The organism is Peribacillus sp. NPDC076916 (assembly GCF_050269675.1).
GTDB classification, from domain to species: domain Bacteria; phylum Bacillota; class Bacilli; order Bacillales; family DSM-1321; genus Peribacillus; species Peribacillus aracenensis.
This window is the reverse complement of record NZ_JBNNIU010000002.1, coordinates 778,572-798,879: the sequence shown is the minus strand read 5'-3', so window position 1 is coordinate 798,879 and position 20,308 is coordinate 778,572. Positions and strand designations below refer to the sequence as shown.

The 20,308-nt window shown below is 43.1% G+C and carries 22 protein-coding genes; 1 reads left to right on the top strand and 21 read right to left on the bottom strand.

Annotated elements, in window-relative coordinates; genetic code table 11:
* Positions 1 to 5: 5 nt before the first annotated feature.
* From ACQKFG_RS08815 to ACQKFG_RS08800, 4 genes are read right to left on the bottom strand one after another with little or no spacing between them, the layout of a single operon-like run.
* Positions 6 to 626: a bifunctional 2-keto-4-hydroxyglutarate aldolase/2-keto-3-deoxy-6-phosphogluconate aldolase gene (locus ACQKFG_RS08815; RefSeq protein WP_342613951.1), complete on the bottom strand. Its 621-nt coding sequence runs from the start codon at positions 624 to 626 to the stop codon at positions 6 to 8.
* Between the two features lie 13 nt (positions 627 to 639).
* Complete coding sequence (locus ACQKFG_RS08810) at positions 640 to 1,659, bottom strand: zinc-binding alcohol dehydrogenase family protein (RefSeq protein WP_192205002.1); 1,020 nt, start codon at positions 1,657 to 1,659, stop codon at positions 640 to 642.
* A gap of 8 nt (positions 1,660 to 1,667) precedes the next feature.
* The gene (gene allD, locus ACQKFG_RS08805; RefSeq protein ID WP_427557954.1) at positions 1,668 to 2,678 is read right to left on the bottom strand and encodes an ureidoglycolate dehydrogenase; all 1,011 of its coding nucleotides are present in this window, start codon (positions 2,676 to 2,678) and stop codon (positions 1,668 to 1,670) included.
* A 26-nt stretch (positions 2,679 to 2,704) separates the two neighbouring features.
* Positions 2,705 to 3,661: a sugar kinase gene (locus tag ACQKFG_RS08800; RefSeq protein ID WP_427557951.1), complete on the bottom strand. Its 957-nt coding sequence runs from the start codon at positions 3,659 to 3,661 to the stop codon at positions 2,705 to 2,707.
* Positions 3,662 to 4,040: 379 nt separating this feature from the next.
* On the opposite strand from ACQKFG_RS08800, the gene ACQKFG_RS08795 reads away from it, so the two are divergent.
* Positions 4,041 to 4,958: a DMT family transporter gene (locus ACQKFG_RS08795; RefSeq protein ID WP_387599073.1), complete on the top strand. Its 918-nt coding sequence runs from the start codon at positions 4,041 to 4,043 to the stop codon at positions 4,956 to 4,958.
* Between the two features lie 386 nt (positions 4,959 to 5,344).
* Here ACQKFG_RS08795 and ACQKFG_RS08790 read toward each other — a convergent pair whose 3' ends face one another.
* The 17 genes from ACQKFG_RS08790 to ACQKFG_RS08710 all read right to left on the bottom strand — a co-directional run bounded on the left by ACQKFG_RS08790 (position 5,345) and on the right by ACQKFG_RS08710 (position 20,305).
* The gene (locus tag ACQKFG_RS08790) at positions 5,345 to 5,983 is read right to left on the bottom strand and encodes an urease accessory protein UreH (RefSeq protein WP_427557948.1); all 639 of its coding nucleotides are present in this window, start codon (positions 5,981 to 5,983) and stop codon (positions 5,345 to 5,347) included.
* Positions 5,980 to 6,456: a nickel insertion protein gene (gene larC / locus ACQKFG_RS08785; protein ID WP_286182195.1), complete on the bottom strand. Its 477-nt coding sequence runs from the start codon at positions 6,454 to 6,456 to the stop codon at positions 5,980 to 5,982. Before larC ends, ACQKFG_RS08790 begins: the two co-directional genes overlap by 4 nt.
* Entirely contained in the window at positions 6,453 to 7,289 is an 837-nt protein-coding gene (locus ACQKFG_RS08780; RefSeq protein WP_427557945.1) for a LarC family nickel insertion protein, read from the bottom strand. The genes larC and ACQKFG_RS08780 overlap by 4 nt, the downstream gene beginning before the upstream one ends.
* 16 nt (positions 7,290 to 7,305) lie before the next feature.
* Entirely contained in the window at positions 7,306 to 8,040 is a 735-nt protein-coding gene (larB, locus tag ACQKFG_RS08775; protein WP_260287563.1) for a nickel pincer cofactor biosynthesis protein LarB, read from the bottom strand.
* Positions 8,037 to 8,852, bottom strand: a complete 816-nt coding sequence (larE, locus tag ACQKFG_RS08770) for an ATP-dependent sacrificial sulfur transferase LarE (RefSeq protein WP_192205009.1) — start codon at positions 8,850 to 8,852, stop codon at positions 8,037 to 8,039. The genes larB and larE overlap by 4 nt, the downstream gene beginning before the upstream one ends.
* A 183-nt stretch (positions 8,853 to 9,035) precedes the next feature.
* Positions 9,036 to 9,668 carry a bifunctional 4-hydroxy-2-oxoglutarate aldolase/2-dehydro-3-deoxy-phosphogluconate aldolase gene (locus ACQKFG_RS08765; RefSeq protein WP_427557941.1) on the bottom strand — a complete coding sequence of 211 codons (633 nt, stop codon included), beginning with the start codon at positions 9,666 to 9,668 and terminating at the stop codon, positions 9,036 to 9,038.
* A gap of 13 nt (positions 9,669 to 9,681) precedes the next feature.
* Positions 9,682 to 10,638 (bottom strand): sugar kinase, encoded by a 957-nt coding sequence (locus ACQKFG_RS08760; protein WP_192205011.1) that lies wholly within the window; start codon positions 10,636 to 10,638, stop codon positions 9,682 to 9,684.
* 21 nt (positions 10,639 to 10,659) lie between these two features.
* Positions 10,660 to 11,523 carry a fumarylacetoacetate hydrolase family protein gene (locus tag ACQKFG_RS08755; protein ID WP_427557937.1) on the bottom strand — a complete coding sequence of 288 codons (864 nt, stop codon included), beginning with the start codon at positions 11,521 to 11,523 and terminating at the stop codon, positions 10,660 to 10,662.
* Positions 11,524 to 11,538: 15 nt separating this feature from the next.
* The gene (locus ACQKFG_RS08750; RefSeq protein WP_427557934.1) at positions 11,539 to 12,498 is read right to left on the bottom strand and encodes a C-terminal binding protein; all 960 of its coding nucleotides are present in this window, start codon (positions 12,496 to 12,498) and stop codon (positions 11,539 to 11,541) included.
* 66 nt (positions 12,499 to 12,564) lie between these two features.
* Positions 12,565 to 13,512 (bottom strand): U32 family peptidase, encoded by a 948-nt coding sequence (locus tag ACQKFG_RS08745; RefSeq protein WP_427557931.1) that lies wholly within the window; start codon positions 13,510 to 13,512, stop codon positions 12,565 to 12,567.
* On the bottom strand, positions 13,509 to 14,420 hold the full coding sequence (locus ACQKFG_RS08740) for a dihydrodipicolinate synthase family protein (RefSeq protein ID WP_427557928.1): 912 nt from the start codon (positions 14,418 to 14,420) through the stop codon (positions 13,509 to 13,511). The genes ACQKFG_RS08745 and ACQKFG_RS08740 overlap by 4 nt, the downstream gene beginning before the upstream one ends.
* Before the next feature lie 17 nt (positions 14,421 to 14,437).
* The gene (gene dgoD / locus ACQKFG_RS08735; RefSeq protein WP_349728309.1) at positions 14,438 to 15,586 is read right to left on the bottom strand and encodes a galactonate dehydratase; all 1,149 of its coding nucleotides are present in this window, start codon (positions 15,584 to 15,586) and stop codon (positions 14,438 to 14,440) included.
* A gap of 68 nt (positions 15,587 to 15,654) precedes the next feature.
* The gene (gucD, locus tag ACQKFG_RS08730) at positions 15,655 to 17,121 is read right to left on the bottom strand and encodes an alpha-ketoglutaric semialdehyde dehydrogenase GucD (protein WP_427558245.1); all 1,467 of its coding nucleotides are present in this window, start codon (positions 17,119 to 17,121) and stop codon (positions 15,655 to 15,657) included.
* Positions 17,122 to 17,146: 25 nt separating this feature from the next.
* On the bottom strand, positions 17,147 to 18,304 hold the full coding sequence (locus ACQKFG_RS08725; RefSeq protein WP_342615840.1) for a UxaA family hydrolase: 1,158 nt from the start codon (positions 18,302 to 18,304) through the stop codon (positions 17,147 to 17,149).
* Positions 18,305 to 18,308: 4 nt separating this feature from the next.
* Positions 18,309 to 18,608 (bottom strand): UxaA family hydrolase, encoded by a 300-nt coding sequence (locus tag ACQKFG_RS08720; RefSeq protein WP_342613960.1) that lies wholly within the window; start codon positions 18,606 to 18,608, stop codon positions 18,309 to 18,311.
* Positions 18,609 to 18,618: 10 nt separating this feature from the next.
* On the bottom strand, positions 18,619 to 19,506 hold the full coding sequence (locus ACQKFG_RS08715) for a fumarylacetoacetate hydrolase family protein (RefSeq protein ID WP_427557925.1): 888 nt from the start codon (positions 19,504 to 19,506) through the stop codon (positions 18,619 to 18,621).
* Between the two features lie 31 nt (positions 19,507 to 19,537).
* Complete coding sequence (locus ACQKFG_RS08710) at positions 19,538 to 20,305, bottom strand: IclR family transcriptional regulator (RefSeq protein ID WP_427557922.1); 768 nt, start codon at positions 20,303 to 20,305, stop codon at positions 19,538 to 19,540.
* Positions 20,306 to 20,308: the final 3 nt, after the last annotated feature.

The following is a 20,308-nucleotide window of genomic DNA, read 5'->3' as shown; positions in this document are numbered from 1 at the left end:
CTCCATTATTCTGCAATTTTTTGCATGTATTTTCGGCTTAATTCCACTGCGGCTTCATAGCCGCCATTTTGATAGGCTTTGTTCAAGTCACTGCCGATTCCGATTGCTACCGCGCCTGCATTCAGCCAGTCCTTCATGTTATCCAAATTAATTCCGCCGGTTGGCATGATCCTTACTTTGGGCAATGGACCATTAACCGACTTGATGAAAGAAGGTTCAAAATGGTTTGCCGGAAATAACTTCAAAACATCACAACCGGCTTCCAATGATGTAGCCATTTCTCTAATTGTCATGCATCCAGGCATATAGGGAATACCGTATCGATTACAAAGTTCGGCTACGCCATTGACAAAATAGGGGCTGACGATAAAATTGGCGCCAGCTAAAATCGCATGCCGAGCCGTTTCAGAATCTAGTACAGAGCCTGCTCCTAATAGTGCATCCGTATTTTGCAATTCTTTGAAAGCTTCTTCAATTCCCGGTGTTGTATAAGTCAATTCAATTGCCTGAATACCGCCTTCCACAGCTGCTTTAGAAAGTTGTGCCGCCTCCTTTGCATCCTGTCCCCGGATAACAGCTACAACTTTCGTTTCCGTTATTCGATGTATGATTGAATGTTTATCCATATCTCCTACCCCCTTAATTAAAAACGATGATCGCTTTTCGAACTTGTTCGGGATGATTTTCAACAAAATTAAATGCTTCCTGGATATCATCGAGCGAAAATGTATGGGTAACTAAACCTTCATGTCTGAGTTTTCCTTCATTCAAAAGTTTTACCACTTTTGGGAACTGATCGGTTTGCAATCTAGACCCCTTCACCGATACTTCCTTTTTTGTGATCGGTAGCTGGGAAACCGATGAAGGACGTTCATCAAAACCGAGTACGACAATCCGCCCCGCCGTTGACACGGCATCGAAGGACAATTCAAATGTCATCGGCAAGCATACTGCATCAATGACGACGTTGGCCCCTTCGCCATTCGTCCATTCTTCCACTCGTTTTTGAACATCTTCTTTACCAGCATGGACGGTGATATCGGCGCCGCTTTCTTTAGCGAATTCCAAACGCTCATCACTTAAATCCGTGATCATCACTGATGCTCCTTGAAGCTTTGCCATCTTTAATATGCAAATGCCAATAGGCCCAGCTCCCTGGATAAGCACTGTTTCCCCTTCCTCCACTTCGCCTCTCCATACGGCCTGTGCGCCGATAGTGTATGGCTCAGCCAATACTATTTCTTCCCACGCTAAAGCGGGATCCACGACATGTAATTGTTTCTCCGGAAGGACGAACCATTCCCTCATTCCACCGTCTTCATGCACGCCAAAAACGGACAGTTTTTCACAAACATTTTGGCGGCCTTTGCGGCAGGCATAACATTCCCCGCAATAACTGATGGGCTCAATAACAACGTGGTCCCCCACTTTTATGCCCGCGACATCTTGACCTATCTCCACAACTTCTCCCGCTACTTCATGTCCAACGACTCGCGGCAGTGTAGCAAGTGGATTCGTACCATGATAAATATGCATATCCGATCCGCAAATCCCGACTCTTTTTACTTTCACAAGGACATCCGTCGAGTTTGAAATCCGAGGTTTTTCCACTTCTTGAATGATCAGTTCATGAGCTTTCCGTACTTGAACCGCTTTCATTTCCCCACCTACTTTGTAAGAAATTCATAAACACTTGATGCTATCGTAATACCTTGTTTCAGGTTTTTTTCCTCATTGATTTGTTCAAGCTCACCCGGTACATATACGCGATCGAATCCTGGAGCAGGTTCAACCTGTCGAAGCTCTTCGATCATTTGATCCATTTGCTCTAAAAATATATCAGTATCCGTAAAGAACGAAGGATTAATTACACAAAAATAATGTCCCAGCTTCCGTTTCTTATCAAGGTCGCCATACATTTTCCCAATGTGCGGGCCAAATGCCGCACCGGCCAATAATCCAGAAAACACATCCACAATTACGGATAGGCCATAGCCTTTCGGACCTCCGAAAGTGGAAAGGGAAACGACTTTATTCGGGTCTGTCACATTAGCTCCATTTTCATCCACTCCCCATCCTTCAGGGATTTCCTTTCCTTCTTCGCGTGCCTGGAGGATTTTACCCAGCGCAACATTGGATGTTGCCATATCAAGAATAAATGGTTTCTTCGTTTTGGCAGGAACTCCGTAAGCGATTGGATTGGTACCAAGAAATGATGTTTTTCCTCCGAACGGGACCACAATCTTATCGGTATGTGACATCGCGATGCCAATCAACTTTGCCTCAGCGGCTTTTTGAACGAAATAGCTTAGTGCTCCGCAATGACTGCTATTAAAAACTGTCACCATGCCAACGCCATTTTCTCTAGCCATATCGATTGCATGGTCCATGGCCACGTCGCTAATCACATGCCCAAAACCATCATCTCCATCAACCACACCGGTAACTGGCCCTGTCTTTTGGAAGGAAATCCGGGCATCGGGATTTATGCCTCCTGCCTGTAAACGGTTCACATAATGCTCTGTTCGCAAAACACCATGGGAATTGACGTTTCTGAGATCGGCATGAACCAATACTTCCGCGATTTTTCCGGCATTTTCTTCATTTAAACCCACTTTGGTCAGCTGTTGTATGACTAATCGTTTTGCTTCCTCTGCTTGTATAGTTACTGTTGCCATTTTCTCCCCCCATTTTTTTCATTCATCTATCTTTCTATAACAGCCTCATTCTGTATGAAAGGCATCACTTCATCCAAATAAGGTAAGCCTTCATTGTCGCCTGCAACAGTTGTGACAAGAGCTCCTACACCATTTGCGAATGTCAACCTTTCATCAATTGGTAAGCCATGAAGATATCCGTAAATATAACCTGCATCATAACCATCTCCCGCACCAACAGTATCAACAGGTATCACCGGGAATGCTTCTTTTGCATGCCATTCACTTTTGGTATATAGTTTTGAACCATGTTTCCCGTCCTTAATGACAAGCTGATCAATATCATTCACCATTGCGAATTCCGCCAAAGATTCTTTAGAGTCCGTTCCGATGATCAATCTTATTTCATCCAAACCTGTAAGCAAAATATCAACATATGGAAAAATATCACTATATACGGATCTTGCTTCCTCGATGGACCATAGCTTTAAGCGGATATTCGGATCAAAAGAAACAGGTATATTTTTTTGTTTTGCAATATCCATTACCCTCTTGGCAATATCCACATTTTTGGGATCTATGGCCAAAAACACGCCAGTAAGGTGGACTATATCAATCTCTTCAAACATCTTCTCTGTTATATCTCCCGGATTTAAAGTTAAAATGGGAGATTGATGGCGGTAATAAAATGTCTTTCCGGAACCATCTTCCCGGATTTCTTTAAAGTTAAGAGATGTTGGATATCCATTTACATAGGCAACATCACTCATGTCCACGCCTTCCCCACGAGCGAAATTATAGATAACTTTTCCGAATTCATCTTTGCCCAATCGGCTTATCCATTTTGCCCGCATTCCAAGCCTTGCACAGCCAATCGCAAAATTCAGTTCAGCGCCTCCTACTTTTCGCTCAAAACGGTTTACGAATCTTAGAGGTCCTGTCTCTTCCGGATTTAGCGTAATCATGGCGTCGCCAAGCGTTAAAACACCATATTTTGATGACAATACAGTACCTCCTTCTTTCGAACAATCACAAATGAAAACAAAAAACATTTGATCTTATAACTTTTAGCTAAATCGATTTAGTAAAGTACTAAACCGGTTTGGTAAATCATAAGGAAATTGTAAATGAAAACCCTATCAAAAACAATAGAAAAGTTTGATAATTTTTAATTTTATTTTTATTCGCAGTTTTCCCATTTTATTTTTTGGTAAAATTTATTATTGCGGTAAAGTGGAAGGAATTATTCCTTCCCTCTTTTTAATGATTAAGAGTTTCTGACTTTTCATCCTCGGGCTTTCCATTAAATTTACTCTTTGCTATTAATTTGGAGAAAGTTGTATAATATATCAATTGTTAAATAAGTTTGAAAGGTTGTTTGGAATGAGTCTTTTGAGAATATACATCTTACTTACCGGAATAATGATTACATGGGGGTTAAATGTCTCGGTTATTAAAATTTTAGTTGCGAATACACAGCCCGTAACAATAACCTCTTTGAGAATTTTTACTGCTTCTCTTATAGTCATTCTTATCCTTTTCTTCTTTGGACTAATACGCCTTCCTAAAAAAAGTGAACTTTTTTACGTTTTTGGAGGAGCACTTTTGAGTGTCGTTTTTCATCATTATTTTTTAGCTGAGGGATTGACGAAGACTTCTGCATCGAATGCTGGACTGATTTTGGGCATGGGGCCAATTTTGACAGTCATCTTGACCATGATATTCTTTCGTAAAAAGCCCACTTTAATCAGGCTTTTTGGCTTTATATGCGGTGCCATGGGTGTGAGTTTTACCGTTATGGCAGGAAGTGGAGGACTTCATTCTATTAATCTGGGGGATGTGGATATTTTACTTTCCATACTTTCACAGGCATTAAGTTTCATACTTATCAATAAAGCCTCAAAAACAATGGACCCACGATTACTAACCGGCTACATGATGCTGATTGGATCTTTTATTCTTTTTGCCATCAGCTTATGGAAGGAACCAGAGGGCTTATCTTCACTGGCAACTGCACCGTCCTCCATCTGGGGAGCTTTCATTTTCTCCGCCATTTTCGCCACTGCCCTCGGGCACATGAGCTATAATTATGCCATTGGTAAGGTAGGCGCAGCCGAATCATCCATTTTTCTTAACTTAAACACCTTATTCTCTTTGTTAGGGGCAGCTTTTTTCCTTAATGAAGCCATTGTACCTGCACATTTCATTGGACTTATCTTCATTGTTTCGGGGGTATTGCTTGGCTCAGGTGCAATTGAAATATGGATTCTTCAAAGGAAAAATAAACGTATTTCTGCCTAGCGGCAACGGCAGCCCCTAGATTCAGGTACCTTTCTTCATACCAGAATAGTAGACCCTATGACACTACCATCCCAATGGCTTAGCAGTGTCATAGGGTCTTATTATATATTGTCCATCCTCTCCTCCATCTACAGATGATTATAAGCCCTTGAAACATACTTTCAGTATAATAATTGGAGATTCATATCAGTTACAATATATCCCTATATTCACATGGACATATCCATTGAAGTATGCCCATTATGACAAGCTTTTTTGTCAGCCATGGCCCTTTTCTTTCTGAGAAACCATGTTGAAGACATATTGTTTGTTAAATTAATGAATATAAAAGAGACTGTCTACGGATTACAGACAGCCTGAGATTCCAGTCACGCTTATAAAATAAATCAATTAGCCCAGATTGCAAACAAGCCTTCTGTTACACCCAATTTGTATATATAGTAAAGTCCGAATGCAAAACTTAAAGCTCCCGCCATTTTGATGAAGATTCGGTTTAAAACGATGTCCTTACCATTCAAAGCAAACGGTATGCCTAGTAAAGTTGTAAAGCACAGCATGCCAATAATCGTCCCTGCGCCAAATATAATGATATAGATGGATCCTTCACCTATTCCGCTTACGGTCGACATCGTTAGAATGACCATTGCGGCACTGCCCGCGAGACCATGGACGAACCCAATCAAAGCAGACACCAAAAAAGGGCGAAATCTATCTTTGTCGTTCGTGATATTAGGGCAAGCTTTAAATAAACTTTTCGCCCCTAGCATAACAAGCATGATACCAACGCCGAATTCCAGCGTCATGCTTAACGACTCTGGAATTTCCCCTTTCATCCAAATGAATAGCATACCTATAAAAAACAGCGTACATGTATGGCCTATTCCCCAATACACCCCCGTTAGAGTGGACCGCGATAATTTTTTCGTTTTTCCTGCAGTGGTTGCTACGGCAATAACATGATCCGGCTCTAACGAATGCTTTATCCCCAATAGGAATCCTAATGAAAGAATCGACACCAAGCTCATTTCTCTATCACTTCCCCGAGACACTTCCATACTTCTTCATAAACCCTTTTAAGGGGTATATTGTACAGAACGGCAATTTTACGGCAATCTTCATATTCAGGTGCCTGCTGTATGGGTTGGCCCTCATGGAAACCTCTCTTTATCGTCACTTGCCCCCATTGCGTGTCTACATATAATAAAGATCGTTCGAGTCTGTGCACGGTAAGAGGATAGTAGCGTATACCGAGAGTCGTCGTTTCAGCAAATAATATCTTCTTGATTTTCGAAATCACCTGCTGTGAACAGAGAAGTTGCAATAACACCCCTGGTCTATTTTTTTTCATGAAGATAGGCGTATAAAATACATCATTTGCTCCTGATTCAAACAACAAATCCATTACATGACCAAGCCATTCACCGGAAATATCATCTAGATTCACTTCCATTTTTACCATTTGTCCATCAAGATGCTCATGATCAGGTGGGCGCTTCATTGGATCTCCCCTATAATAATGCGAAGGACGTTCGGATGATTTTCAAATGTTTTTGTCCCCGCACCATAGCCAATCGATTCGACAGTCATGGCTGGAAGCGAACCAAATTTTTCAGCTAAAACCGCAGCGATGGCAGTACCGGTTGGCGTTGCTAATTCAGAACGAATAGCGTTTGAGGCAATCGGTACCCCCTTTAATATTTCAAGTGTGGCAGGTGCAGGAACCGGGTATATGCCGTGATCAATATGTATATGTCCAGATCCCGTTGGAATGGCTGATGACTGAACTGATTCAATACCTAGCTGCTCGATTAAAATTGCAGCCCCGATTATATCTATTATCGAATCTACAGCTCCTACCTCATGAAAGTGAACTTTATCAAGCGGAAGCCCGTGTATGTGCCCTTCCGCTTCACCAATCTTCTTAAATATGGCGAGTGACATGTTTGTTACCGATTCATTAAGGTTCGCCTCATTGATAGCTTCTACAATTTGTTTGTAGGTGCGGTTGCCATGATGATTGTGAAGTGCATGGCTATGGTTGTGTTCATTTTCATGACTGTTGCTGTGATCACCATTATGGCTGTGCTTATGTCCATGACTGTGGCTGTGTTCATGTGGTTGCTCTGATTTACTGGTAAGAATGACATCAAATTTAGTACTCGTAATGCCATTTTTGACGACTTTCCCCCATGACAGAGTATATTCTTCATCTATATTCAGCTTTTTTAACTCTTCTTCCATTTGTAAAGGGTCTGCACCCGCATCGATCAACGCAGCAATAACCATATCTCCGCTTATGCCGGAAAAGCAGTCAAAATATAATGTCCTCATCATCATTGGCCTCCTTTTAATGTACAAGTTTGTATATAATCGCTGCATTGTAGGCTGCACCAAATCCATTATCGATGTTCACCACACTTACACCCGATGCGCATGAATTAAGCATGGATAAAAGGGCCGATAAACCGTTAAAATTGGCACCATAACCGATACTTGTCGGTACAGCAATAATTGGATTCGTGACAAGGCCTCCTAACACACTTGGGAGAGCCCCTTCCATCCCCGCTACACAAACTGATACGGTGGCTCCTCGTATCTCATCTATATTATCAAGGAGGCGGTGCAGCCCAGCAACACCAACATCGTATATACGCCTGACTGGAATACCTAGTGTTTCGGCCGTCACGGCTGCTTCTTCAGCAACGGATAAATCTGATGTCCCGGCGCACACAATTGCAATATATGAACCAACGGATTTGGGTTTTTCTTTAACCCAAGCAAGTGTCCGGGCCATATCGTTATACTCAAATTCACTACATTCTTTTTGTACAAAAACTGCTTTTTCCCGAGAAATTCGAGTCACAAGCACAGAATCATTCCTTGTCCGCAGGGATTGTACAATCGTTAAAATTTGCTCAGCCGTTTTCCCTTCTCCAAATACAATTTCGGGAAAGCCTTGTCTCCTTTTTCGATGATGATCAATTTTTACAAACCCTAAATTCTCATATGATGCAAGTTTTTCCTTTGCTTCCGCTGCTGTCAATGAACCATTTTGAACCTGCTCTAAAATATTGTCGATCATAACATTTCTTCCTTTTTTAGCGCTATATTCATACTTCCGCTTGTATAGCCCGTTAGATCCAATGATACATACTTATAACCAAATTGCTTCAGTCGTTTCGTGATCGCCACATGGTATTGGAGAACTCGCGGCATATCAACGGGTTCAACTTCAATTCGGGCAGTATCCTCATGCGTCCTGACTCTTACCTGATGAATATCCAATGATTTTAAGTAAGCTTCTGATTTATCCACTTTCGTCAACTTTTCCTTCGTAATGATATCGCCATATGCTATGCGTGAAGATAGGCAGGCGAATGATGGTTTATCCCAGGTTGGCAAACCGGCTTGCTTGGACAATTCTCTTATTTCTTCTTTGTATAAACCGGCTTCCAGAAGAGGTCCCCTGATTCCTTTTTCTTTAGCTGCTTTCATGCCTGGACGAAATTCGTTAGCATCATCAGCGATGACACCATAAATTATATTTTTAAATTCATATTCTTCAAGAATAGGAAGCAGGTGGTCAAATAAACTACTTTTACAAAAGTAACAGCGATTCTGATTATTTTCTGAATATCCAGGAATGGCCAACTCCGAAGTTTGAATGACTCGATGGTTGGCACCTATCCATTTTGATAGCATAATGGCTTCTTTCAACTCACTCGACGGATAGGTTTCCGAATCTGCTGTAATGGCTAACACATTATCATAACCCAAAGTCTCAATCGCAACATTTAGCAAAAAAGTGCTGTCCACCCCTCCTGAAAAAGCGACCACTACCGACTCCATTTTTTGGAGAATCCCCTGCAGATTTCTATACTTTTCTAGTAACATAGCACTTTTCCCCTTTCTGGTTTGTCTGAATTTATCCACTCTCCGCCAGCAATAATACTCTTGATGGACTACTATAAGATTGAACGAGATACATCAAATTGGCAGGAAAGGAGGAAATGAACACTGTCATACTATCATTCCCAGTGCCTATTGGACCAAAATTCATATAAGCTACGAATTGCTTTAGCTTTTTTGTACGATGGCTGCGAATTTTTTTGCCATTTCTGTCAATCTGGTATAATCCTCACCCGTAGTCAATTTCACAGGAGTGATCAATGAACCACCAAGTCCTGCCGCGATGGCACCTGCCTTAAAAAAAGATGCAAGGTTGTCAAGGTTGACACCGCCAGTTGGCATAAGGGGAATGTGAGGAAACGGTCCTTTAAGATTTTTAAAGTAGCTAACACCCAGTGTATCTGCCGGGAAAACTTTGACAATGTCAGCTCCATGCTCATAAGCAGTCAATATTTCGGTTGGTGTGAGCGCACCGGGGATACTAATAACGCCATAGCGCTTTGCCATTTTAATCGTTTTGACATTGACGGTTGGAGAAAAGATAAATTCCGCCCCTGCCATGATGACCGCACGGGCCGTTTCAGGATCCAATACCGTGCCGGCACCCGCTATGATATCATCACCGAACTCCTCTTTCACTCTTTCAATTAAATGGCACACTTGGGGAGTTTCCACCGTAATTTCAAGAGTTCTGATGCCACCCTCTTTCAGGGCCCGGGCTATTGGTATAATTTGGTCTGGGCGTGCACCGCGAATGACGGCGACCAGCTTCCCATGTTTAAGCTCTTCAAGTTTAGTCATTTTTTCCACCTTTCTACCTCGTCACATCGTCAGTGCCGCCACTCATGAACAAAGCGAGGTCGGCACGGACCGGTAAACCCTCAACATCACCATTTACCATCGTTGCCATTGCTCCCATGGCATTTCCGCGCCTTGCAGCCTCATATAGAGGCAGTCCATCAAGTAGGCCGGAAAGTACACCGGATGCAAAAGCATCACCAGCACCGATGGGATCCACGACCCGTTCCACATGGAATCCAGGTACGTATGTTTTCGGTACAGACGGGGCTGAAATTAAAGAGCCCTCTTTGCCCAATTTAAGTAAAACTGTTTCAACACCGAGTTCATGAAAATGATCGGCTAACATCTCCGGAGTATGGGAACCGAATAAAAATTCAGCTTCCGCCACCCCAGGCATGACGATATCACTTTTCGAGGCGTACTTTGTTATGATGTGACGTGCTTCATTTTCATCCGACCATATTTTCAAGCGAATATTCGGATCGAAGACGATTTTTGTTCCGTTTTCTTTAGCAATGCGGATCGCTTTATCCAAGAGTGACTGACACGCATTCCCTAGTGCGGGGGTAATTCCGGTAATATGGAGATAAGCTGCGTCTTGGATGGCGAGATCAGTTAGTAATTCCGCCGTCATTTTGCTAGCTGCCGAATCTTTCCGGTAATAATAAACTCTGGTATCATTCAGCCGTCTGTATTCTTTAAAAAAGACTCCGGTAGGCGCATCAGGATCTCTTGTTACATAAGAGATATCAACACCTTCTCCGCGAATGAACGATTGCATGGCATCGCCAAATTCATCCTCGCCGAGACGGCTTATCCAGCGTGTCCTATGACCGAGTCGGCTTAGCCCGATCGCGACATTGGATTCCGCACCGCCGAACTTCATTGAAAAAGATCGGGCGTGGCGAAGTGGACCTTCTTCATTCGGGGTAAACACTGTCATTGTTTCTCCGATGGTTACAACATCCATGTCATCACCTTCTTTCTATTGTCATGCTATTACGTGATTAGAAAGCGTGCCGATCTTCTCAATGCTGACGTTCATCCGGTCACCGTTTTTCAACCAGATTTTCGGATTCCGTCCCATTCCAACGCCAGGTGGCGTACCAGTTGCAATCAAATCACCCGGCATTAGTGTCATGGACTGTGATAAAAATGATATGATTTTCGGAACCGTAAAAATTAGGTTGCTTGTATTTGAATCCTGCATAATTTCACCATTTAATTCAAGAGAAATCGCAAGATTGTGGGGGTCACCCACTTCATCTTGCGTCACGATAAAAGGACCAAATGGCGCAAATGTGTCCGCCGTTTTGCCTCTCGACCACTGGCCATCCTGAAATTGCAAGTCTCGGGCGCTAATATCATTCATAATTGTATAGCCAAAGATGTAATCATTCGCCTCTTCTTTAGATACATGTTTCGCTTCTCTCCCAATGACAAACGCAAGCTCTGCTTCAAAGTCGACCTCGGTTGAATTAATTGGAATTTCAATCGCATCATTATGGCCGGCAATGGCATTTGCATATTTGGTAAAAATGACCGGTGATTCAGGAGGCTCCATCCCCGTTTCCTTGCAATGATCAAAATAGTTAAGTCCTACGCAAATGATTTTATCCGGCTTTGCGATTGGCGGCAGGATTTTTACTTCTGACAGCTTGAATATTGCATCGTCATTAACTCGTTGCTCAATTAACTGTTCAGCACGTATTCTAAATTCTCTGCTGCGTTCTATGAATTTTTTCATGCAAGTTGGAAATTCTTCTGGACCAAGAGCCGTTAAACTAATGATTTGATCATTTTTAACAAGACCGATGTGTTGTTCGGTTTGTACGGAAAAAGTCGCTAATTTCATATTTTTTCCCCTTTCCTAAGTCAAAGCGTATGGTGTTATTTCTCCGTTTAAGACCTGAACGATATTTCTCGCTGCCTTTTGACGAAGTTCAACCATTGCTTCCTCTGAATACCAGGCACTGTGCGGCGTAATGATGACATTGTCCATTGTGAGTAGCGGGCTATCGGTGCTGACCGGCTCTTTCTCTGTCACATCAAGTGCTGCACCTGCAATTACCCCTTTTTCAAGTGCATCAGAAAGTGCTTTTTCATCGATTATCGGTCCCCGTGCCGTGTTAATGATAACCGCATTTCTCTTCATTTGTTTAAGGCGCTCCTCATTGATCAGATGGTATGTATCATCAATTAAGGGCACATGGATCGACAAATAATCAGCTTCCGCTATAATTTCGTCGAGCTCCATTTTTTGAACCCCAATTGCAGCCATGTCTGCCGCCGATACGAAAGGATCGTATGCAGCAGTTTTAAAGCCGAGCGGTTTCACCTTTTCAATGAAACGGCGCGGAATCCGACCAAAGCCTAGAACCCCAACAGTTTGCTCGTTAAATCGATGAATCGGGACACACACCTTAAAATCCCAGTTACCTTTTTTCACTTCATTGTTTAACAGTGTCACTTTCCGCGCAGAAGAAAGTAAAAGTGCCAATGCATGATTCGATACTTCTTCCATGCCATAATCCGGTACATTGGCGACAGTGATCCCCTTTTCCTTAGCCGCATTGAGATCAATTGTATTGACGCCAACACCGTAGCGGGAAATGATTTTGGTGTTTTCAAGCGAATTAATAACTCGGCGTGAGATAGGAGCATATTGATTCAAAATTGCATCCACTTCTTTTGCCTGCCCCATTACTTCTTCTTCAGTTTTGCATTGCGCTTTGATGAATTCGATTTCCAGACCGCTTTCTTGAAAAATCTCTTCTTCATATTTCAAATGTTCAAATTCGTAATCCGTTATTAATATTTTAAAGGACATTTGGGCTCAACTCCCTTTTAGTAATAAATACATGAATATCTGAGGGGATCCCTCACGTTAATATCATTATTTAACTGCTGCCTTTTCAATTTTCGCAATTCCGAGTCCTTTTGCACCGAGTTTTGATGTTTTTGCTTCTGGATAGTATCGTTCGATCATTTGAATACCAATTGCGGCACGGCGTACACGTTCCTTTGTGAGTGAGATGTTCGTACTTTCCCATTGTTTCCCTGATGGATATACATCTGGGTGATTACGAAGACCGAATTTGATGTAGACAGGCGCCAATACACGGATTATTTCCGGTATTTCATAATAGCGAAGAAATCCTCCGAAAGTGTCCGGAACTTCAACGTATAAATCAATTGGAATGTCTATTGATTGTCGGATCGCTGCAAGTTTAGACAGCGTTAATGCAGGTGGCACGTTGTAGGTATCCGCACCGATGTCTTCCATTAATTTGACGGATACTGGATTGGCTGAACCCATTTGAACCGATACTTTAACAACAAATTCTTCCGGAAGCTGTCCGTATTTTTTCATTTCTTTCGTTAAAAGAAGGAGTCCTTCATCCGCAACTAACGCACCGCGAAGACCTAGTGCAGCCCCTCTTTTCAGGTCTTCCATGGCATAAACAAGCTGATCGGAGCCCTCATGGCGAATTCCCTGAGATTTGCCTCCTGTCGTAAGCGGTCCCGCACTGACATCCCATGAACCCCTGGGACCGACAAACAAACTCAGCTCCATGCCACGTTCTGCTGTCATTTTACACATTTCTATAATTTCTTCATCGGTTTGAAGCATGATGCCGCTGCCTTGAGATATTCGGTGAATAGTCAAACCGAGCCGGTCAATTTCTTTCAATGTTTCTTTCAGTGCTATCGGACCTTCTACGCTTGGGAGTTCAATGCGGTATTGAGCACCGTCTGGAAATGTTTTCGTTGATGTAGGAAGTTCTTTTAAATCAGTTGATGGATATCCTAATTGTTCGAGCAAGTCTCGTGATTCTTTCATTTTTGGACGCCTTCTTTCATAATTATATTTTTTAAAAGAACAGCTACTTTGTCACTCAAATCAGCAGGGTATACATCGCAGGGTGCACGGTGTCCAGCCGCAACGTCAAACCAGCGCTGATGAACCGCTTCTTTCATGGCAGTAAAAAATGTCGGACCGTAATTGTATACATCCATCAGTTTTGAAATCACTTGATGATTTTTCTGTGCTTCAGCAAGGTCACCTTTATGATACGATTGATATAAATCAACGGAAATTTCCGGTGCAAAGACAGCGCTTCCATTAATGCTTCCCGCTGCACCAATCATTTGAGCCGGAAGCAAGTGCTCGTCAAAAGCCGAGAAGACTCGGAAATCACTGCGAACTTTCTTCACTTCCGCCAGCACTTGACGAAGGTGCCCGAAATCACTGACCGTCTCTTTAATACCAGCAATGTTTGAATGATCTTCAGCTAATTTTTTAATCAATTCGATTGATAAATTTTGACCTGTCAGAAGCGGGATATTATAAATGAAAACTTGCAGATTAGTATGATTCGCTACACTGGAAAAATGACGGTATAATTGGTCGTCAGACAGCTTCCAGTAATACGGGTTGACTACGAGAACACCGTTCGCTCCATGCTCTTCTGCATAAGAAGTCAGTTCTTGCACCTCTTTTAATGCGGTATGCCCGACTCCAACCATGACAGGCACTCGTCCGTTAATATGCTTGATCATTTCGCGTACATATAATTTTCTTTCTTCCGTTGTAAGCGACGAGAACTCACCTGAACTTCCCATCAATAAAATACCGTCTATATTCCGTGAGATTAATAGGTCGATATAACTTCTGTTCAGCGCAATATCCAAGTTCCCCGATTCATCAAATAAGGTGACTACCGGTGGAATGATGCCATGAAAGTCCATTGTTTTTCCTCCTTTTATTACCATTCAGCGATGCTCCCGTCTTCATTACGCCAAATTGGGTTTTTCCAATCATGTCCGGTTTCTGCTGCCTGCTTCACTTTTTCCTCATCAATTTCCACCCCAAGACCCGGTTTATCCGGAATGTTCACATAACCATTTTCATAGTCGAATAATTCTGGATTTTTCATATAATCGAGAATGTCCATGCCTTCGTTGTAATGAATACCAAGGCTTTGTTCTTGAATTATGAAATTCGGTGTCGTTGCGTCCAGATGAATGGATGAAGCGAGAGTCATCGGACCTAGCGGGCAGTGCGGCGCAATCGCTACATCATACGCTTCTGCCATTGCGGCAATTTTTTTCCCTTCTAAAATACCACCTGTGTGGGACAGATCCGGCTGAATTATATCGACATAACCATCTTGAAGTAGCTGCTTAAAGCCCCAGCGTGTATACATCCTTTCTCCCGTCGCAATCGGACACGTAGTATGCCAGGCAATCTCACGAAGTGCTTCATTGTTTTCCGGCAGCACCGGCTCCTCAATGAACATTGGACGGTATGGTTCGAGTTCTTTCACAATCACCTTTGCCATCGTTTTATGAATCCTCCCGTGAAAATCCACACCAATGCCAAAGTCTTTGCCAACAGCTTCCCTAATTGAAGCAACGCGTTCGATGACCGCCTCTACTTTCGAAAAGCTATCTATGTAATTCATTTCTTCTGATGCGTTCATTTTGACAGCAAGGAAGCCCTCTTTCTGTTTTTCGATGGCAGCTGCAACGACATCCACTGGCCGATCTCCTCCGACCCATGAGTACACTTTAATTTTTTCACGTGCTTTGCCGCCGAGCATTTGGTATACAGGAATATTGAAGTATTTTCCTTTTATATCCCATAGTGCCTGCTCAATGCCGGAAATGGCACTCATTAAAATTGGCCCCCCACGGTAAAATCCACCTCGATAAAGCGTTTGCCAGATATCTTCAATGTCGTTCGGATTTCTCCCGATCAAATAATCATTCAGTTCGTTAACTGCTGCTTTAACCGTTTCCGCACGCCCTTCCACGACAGGCTCACCCCATCCGGAAATGCCTTCATCCGTATCGATTTTTAAAAACAGCCAGCGGGGCGGAACTTTGTATAAAGAAATTTTATTGATTTTCATCAAGCACCTCGCATTGTTTTTTTGGAGGAAAGAGAGGTTTTCAAACATGGAAACCTCTCTTTCTCTTATTAAGAACCTTTAATGAAAACCGTTTTTATGGCTGTATAAAATTCTTTCGCCGCCTCACCTTGCTCTCGCGAACCCGTGCTCGATGCTTTCATGCCTCCAAATGGGGCTTGCAACTCAACGCCTGCGCTTTCTGCGTTAATACGGACAAGCCCTGCCTCAATTTCATCGATGAAATCTAGAATCGAGCTAATATTTGATGTGAAGATTGATGCACTCAATCCGTATTTCGTATTATTTGCCATGTCAATCGCCTCGGCAAGATCGGTTGCTTTCATAAGCGCGATAACCGGTCCAAAAATTTCTTCCTGTGCTATCACCATATCCGTCGTCACGCCTTCAAAAATCGCAGGTGTAATGAAAAAGCCCCCATCATAGTCTCCGCCAGTTAATATCTCCCCGCCATGAATGAGTTTTGCTCCCTCCTGCTTCCCTTTTTCAATGTACTCTTTCACCGTATTGAACTGGCTTTCGCTTGCACATGGGCCCATCCAAATTCCCTCTTGAAGGCCGTTGCCAACCTTTATTTTCGCTGTTGCTTCTACCAGTTTTTGTTTAAATACATCATAGACCGGGGATTCAACAACAACACGGCTTGAAGCTGTGCATTTTTGGCCGGAGGAACGAAATCCACCGCTGATGACTGCCTCGACTGCTTGGTCGATGTTTGCATCTTTCGTCACGATGACTGGATTCTTGCCTCCCATTTCAAGCTGATATTTTATCCCGCGGGCGGAAGCTGATTTTGCGACTCTCTGACCGACACTTTCAGAACCGGTAAATGTGATTGCATTTAAAAGCGGATGATCGATGAGCCCTTGGCCAATGATCGATCCTTTACCGGTAATAAAATTCACAACACCCTCAGGGAAGCCTGCTTTCGTAAAGCATTCCATGACTTTCGCTGCTGTAACGGCGCCTTCCGTAGCGGGTTTCCATACGATTGTATTGCCATATACAAGAGCTGGAGCCATTTTCCAGATGGGAATGGCAACCGGGAAGTTCCATGGCGTAATTATCCCGACAACACCAAGTGGTGAGCGTTTTGTAAACATCAGGGCATCTTTATCAGAAGATGGAATAACATCGCCGTCTTTCCGCATCCCTTCCCCAGCATAGTAACGGAGGATTGCAACGCCTCGTGCAGTTTCGCCTTTTGCTTCAGGTAACGTTTTACCCATTTCGCGAGTCATGGTTTCGGCAATTTCATCTAGATTTTCTTCCAATATATTGGCCGTTTTGAAAAGGATTTGTCCACGTGCAGACTGCCCGATCCTGCGCCAATCCCTCTTTGCATTATGTGCAGATGCCACAGCTTCGTTCAAGTCATCTTCTGTTGAGCTTTGTACGTAGCCAACCGGTTCTTTGTCCGCAGGATTAATGCTTTCGATTGTATTTCCAGAAGATGCATTCACCCACTCATTATTAATGAAATTCTTATATGTTTTCGTTGCGAATGTAGTTGATATCATAATCTTCAGCTCCTTTTTCGTTTTAGAATGTCGGTCCAATTCTCCAAATACCAAAGTCATGCTGCTTTAAGATCTCCGCTTTTGTTAGTTTTCCGTTTGAAACATGCTGAATTTCTTCCATGATGCGCCTTCCCACTTCATCGACGGTTTCTAAACCATCAACAATCGTACCGGCATTTAAATCCATATTTTCATTCATCCTGTCAAACATTGGTGTATTAGTTGAGATTTTTATGACAGGTGTTATAGGAGAACCCGTTGGCGTGCCTCTTCCACTTGTAAAGAGAACGATTTGGGCGCCGCCTGCGACCATTCCCGTCAATTGCTCAATGTCGTGGCCAGGCGTATCCATCCAGACGAGTCCTTTTTTTGTGGGAACCTGGGCATAATCAATGACTTCTTCCAGCCTGGTTGTGCCCGATTTTGTCGCTGCCCCCAATGATTTTTCTTCGAGTGAGCTGAGACCTCCCTCAATATTTCCCGGACTTGGATTTCCGGTGCGGATATCTACACCCATTTGCATCGAGCGGTCTTCCATCATTTTAATAACCGCATAAGCTTTTTTGGCTACCTGGTCGTTTGCCGCCCGGTTTGCGATCAAATGCTCTGCACCGATGAGTTCAGTCGTTTCCGCTAATATTGCGGTTCCCCCCTGCTGAACAACCAAATCGCTTGTACGTCCGACAGCCGGGTTTGCCGATAAGCCGGAGCATGCATCAGACCCACCGCATTCCGTGCCGACAATCAGCTCGCTGAAATCACATAATTCCCGTTGCACCATCGAGGCATCCTGGACCATTTTAACCGCAATTTTAGCTACTTCGGCAATGGTTTGAAGCGTGCCTCCATGTTCCTGAATCGATACAGTTTCCACTGGTTTACCGCATTTAGCAATTTCATCTCCAATACGGTGCGCCTGATGTGTTTCACAGCCAAGGCCGAGTACTATGACACCATATACATTTGGATTCATCCCCATTCCCGCATAGGTTCTGGCCGTCTGATCAAAATCAGAGCCCACTTGCGCACAGCCATGCTGATGAATGAATGTGACGGTTCCGCTCACCAATTCTGTGACGCGCTGTGCAGTTTGGGTTGCGCATGTTATCGTTGGCAAAATCAGTACATGATTCCGGACTCCGACGCGGCCATCCGGACGGCGATAGCCCCAAAACTGCATTTTTTCATTCAGCAATTTTGTCACCCCTTCCTCTTTTACCTTCCAGATTGTGTACATGAACATGTGCACCAGCTGGAATAAAAGCTGAGGCTGCCCCTATGACTTCCCCATATTTAATTATGTCTGCTCCTTGTTCGATGGCTTTGACTGCGAACTTATGTCCAAAACGAATCGGTTCAAGAATGGGTACGACAAGTTCTTCAAGGTCTGCCTTCACAATGACTGATGTGTTTGCAGGGATTTCGGATAAAGCGACAGCTACACTATCTTTCGTACTTAAGTAAAGTGTTTTATACTCGCCCATTTTGTCCCCCCTAAATTGTTTGAACTGCTTTACTTTGGATAACCGGGTTGTTTAATACTCCAATCCCTGGTATTTCGATTTCGATTCGGTCATCGCCCTTCAATGTAAATTCATTTGGCGGAACCACGCATGTCCCTGTAAGTAACACTGATCCGTCAAAAATAGTGTTATCTAAGACTAAATAGTCGACAAGCTCTTCCAATTTTCGTTTCAGTTGGTTTACTTTCGCTTCACCTTCAAATACTTTTTCTTCATTTCGATAAATACGGCACATGATTTTAAGCTCATATGGATCCGGAACAGCCTCTTTTAACAAGATGGCCGGTCCAATGGAGCAAGAGTTTTTCCATACTTTTGCTTGTGGAAGATAAAGCGGATTTTCACCTTCAATATCACGGCAGCTCATGTCATTACCTGCGATATATCCAAGTACCGTTCCCTCTTTATCTATGACAAGACCAAGCTCCGGCTCCGGAATTTGCCATTTTGAATCAGAACGCAAGTATACCGGATCATTCGGGCCCACGGTTCTTGCTGCAGTCGATTTAAAGAAAATCTCAGGACGCACTGCATCATAAACTTTGTCATAGAAAGTTTGGCGGTCCAGCTTTCCTTGTGTCGCTTCGTAGTTACGTGCTTCCTTGCTTTTTTTATATGTAACGCCAGATGCCCATACTTCCGGCGCATCGATTGGCGTTGTTAATTCAAGACCTTCCAATGGTCGCTTTTCCCCTTTGGCGATAATTTGTTTTACAATATCAAACGATGTTCTGTTATCATGACGTGCCGCTGTAATCAACGACATAAAATCCGTAAATGGAAGGTCCACCACATTGTTTTCGTTTGTCACGGCAGCAAGTTGTTTCTTATTGTCTTTTACATAGCGAATAATTCTCATTTTCTAATTCCTCCTAAATGGCAGGCCTCATTTATATTTTTTGATATTCATAACCGAGCTCCTGCGAAATTTTACTGCTGCATTCCTTTAAAAGACGTACATAATACTCATGTGTTTCTTCATTTACTTTCGAAGCAGGCATCGATACACTCATTGCAGCGATTACCTTTCCTGAATAATCTTTTATTGGGACGGCAAGACAGCAAATGCCCGGTTCGTTTTCTTCATTATCCATTGAATAGCCATTAATGCGTGCTTTTTCGATTTCCGCTAAAAACTGCTCCTTGGATCTAATCGATCTTTCGGTCGGTCCCGTATAATCATAGCCGTCCAAGAGCAAATCCAGTTCACTAACCGTTTTCGTCGCAACAAGGGATTTGCCAACTGCACTCGTATGAATCGGAACACGTCGGCCAATACGGGAGTAGAGGACCGTTACCCCAGTGCCCTCCACTTTATCGACATAAACACCTTCCTGCCCGTCTAATATGACAAGGTGCAGAGTTAAATTCGTTGTTGCTGAAAGCCATTCAAGATGTTTTCTTGCTACGTTGCGCAAATCGAGATGGGTCACAACAACGCTTCCCCTCTCCAATAGCTTTAATCCTAACGAGTATTTTCCATTTTCTTCGCCTTGTGAAATATAGTGATGCTCCTGTAAGGTTTTTAATAGTGAATGAACCGTACTTTTGTGTAAATTCATTCGCTTGCTTATCTCTGTGATAGTTAGTTCGCGCTCACGCTCATCAAATAAATCCAATATTTTTAAGGCACGCTCCACCGATTGGATGATAGGCATCTG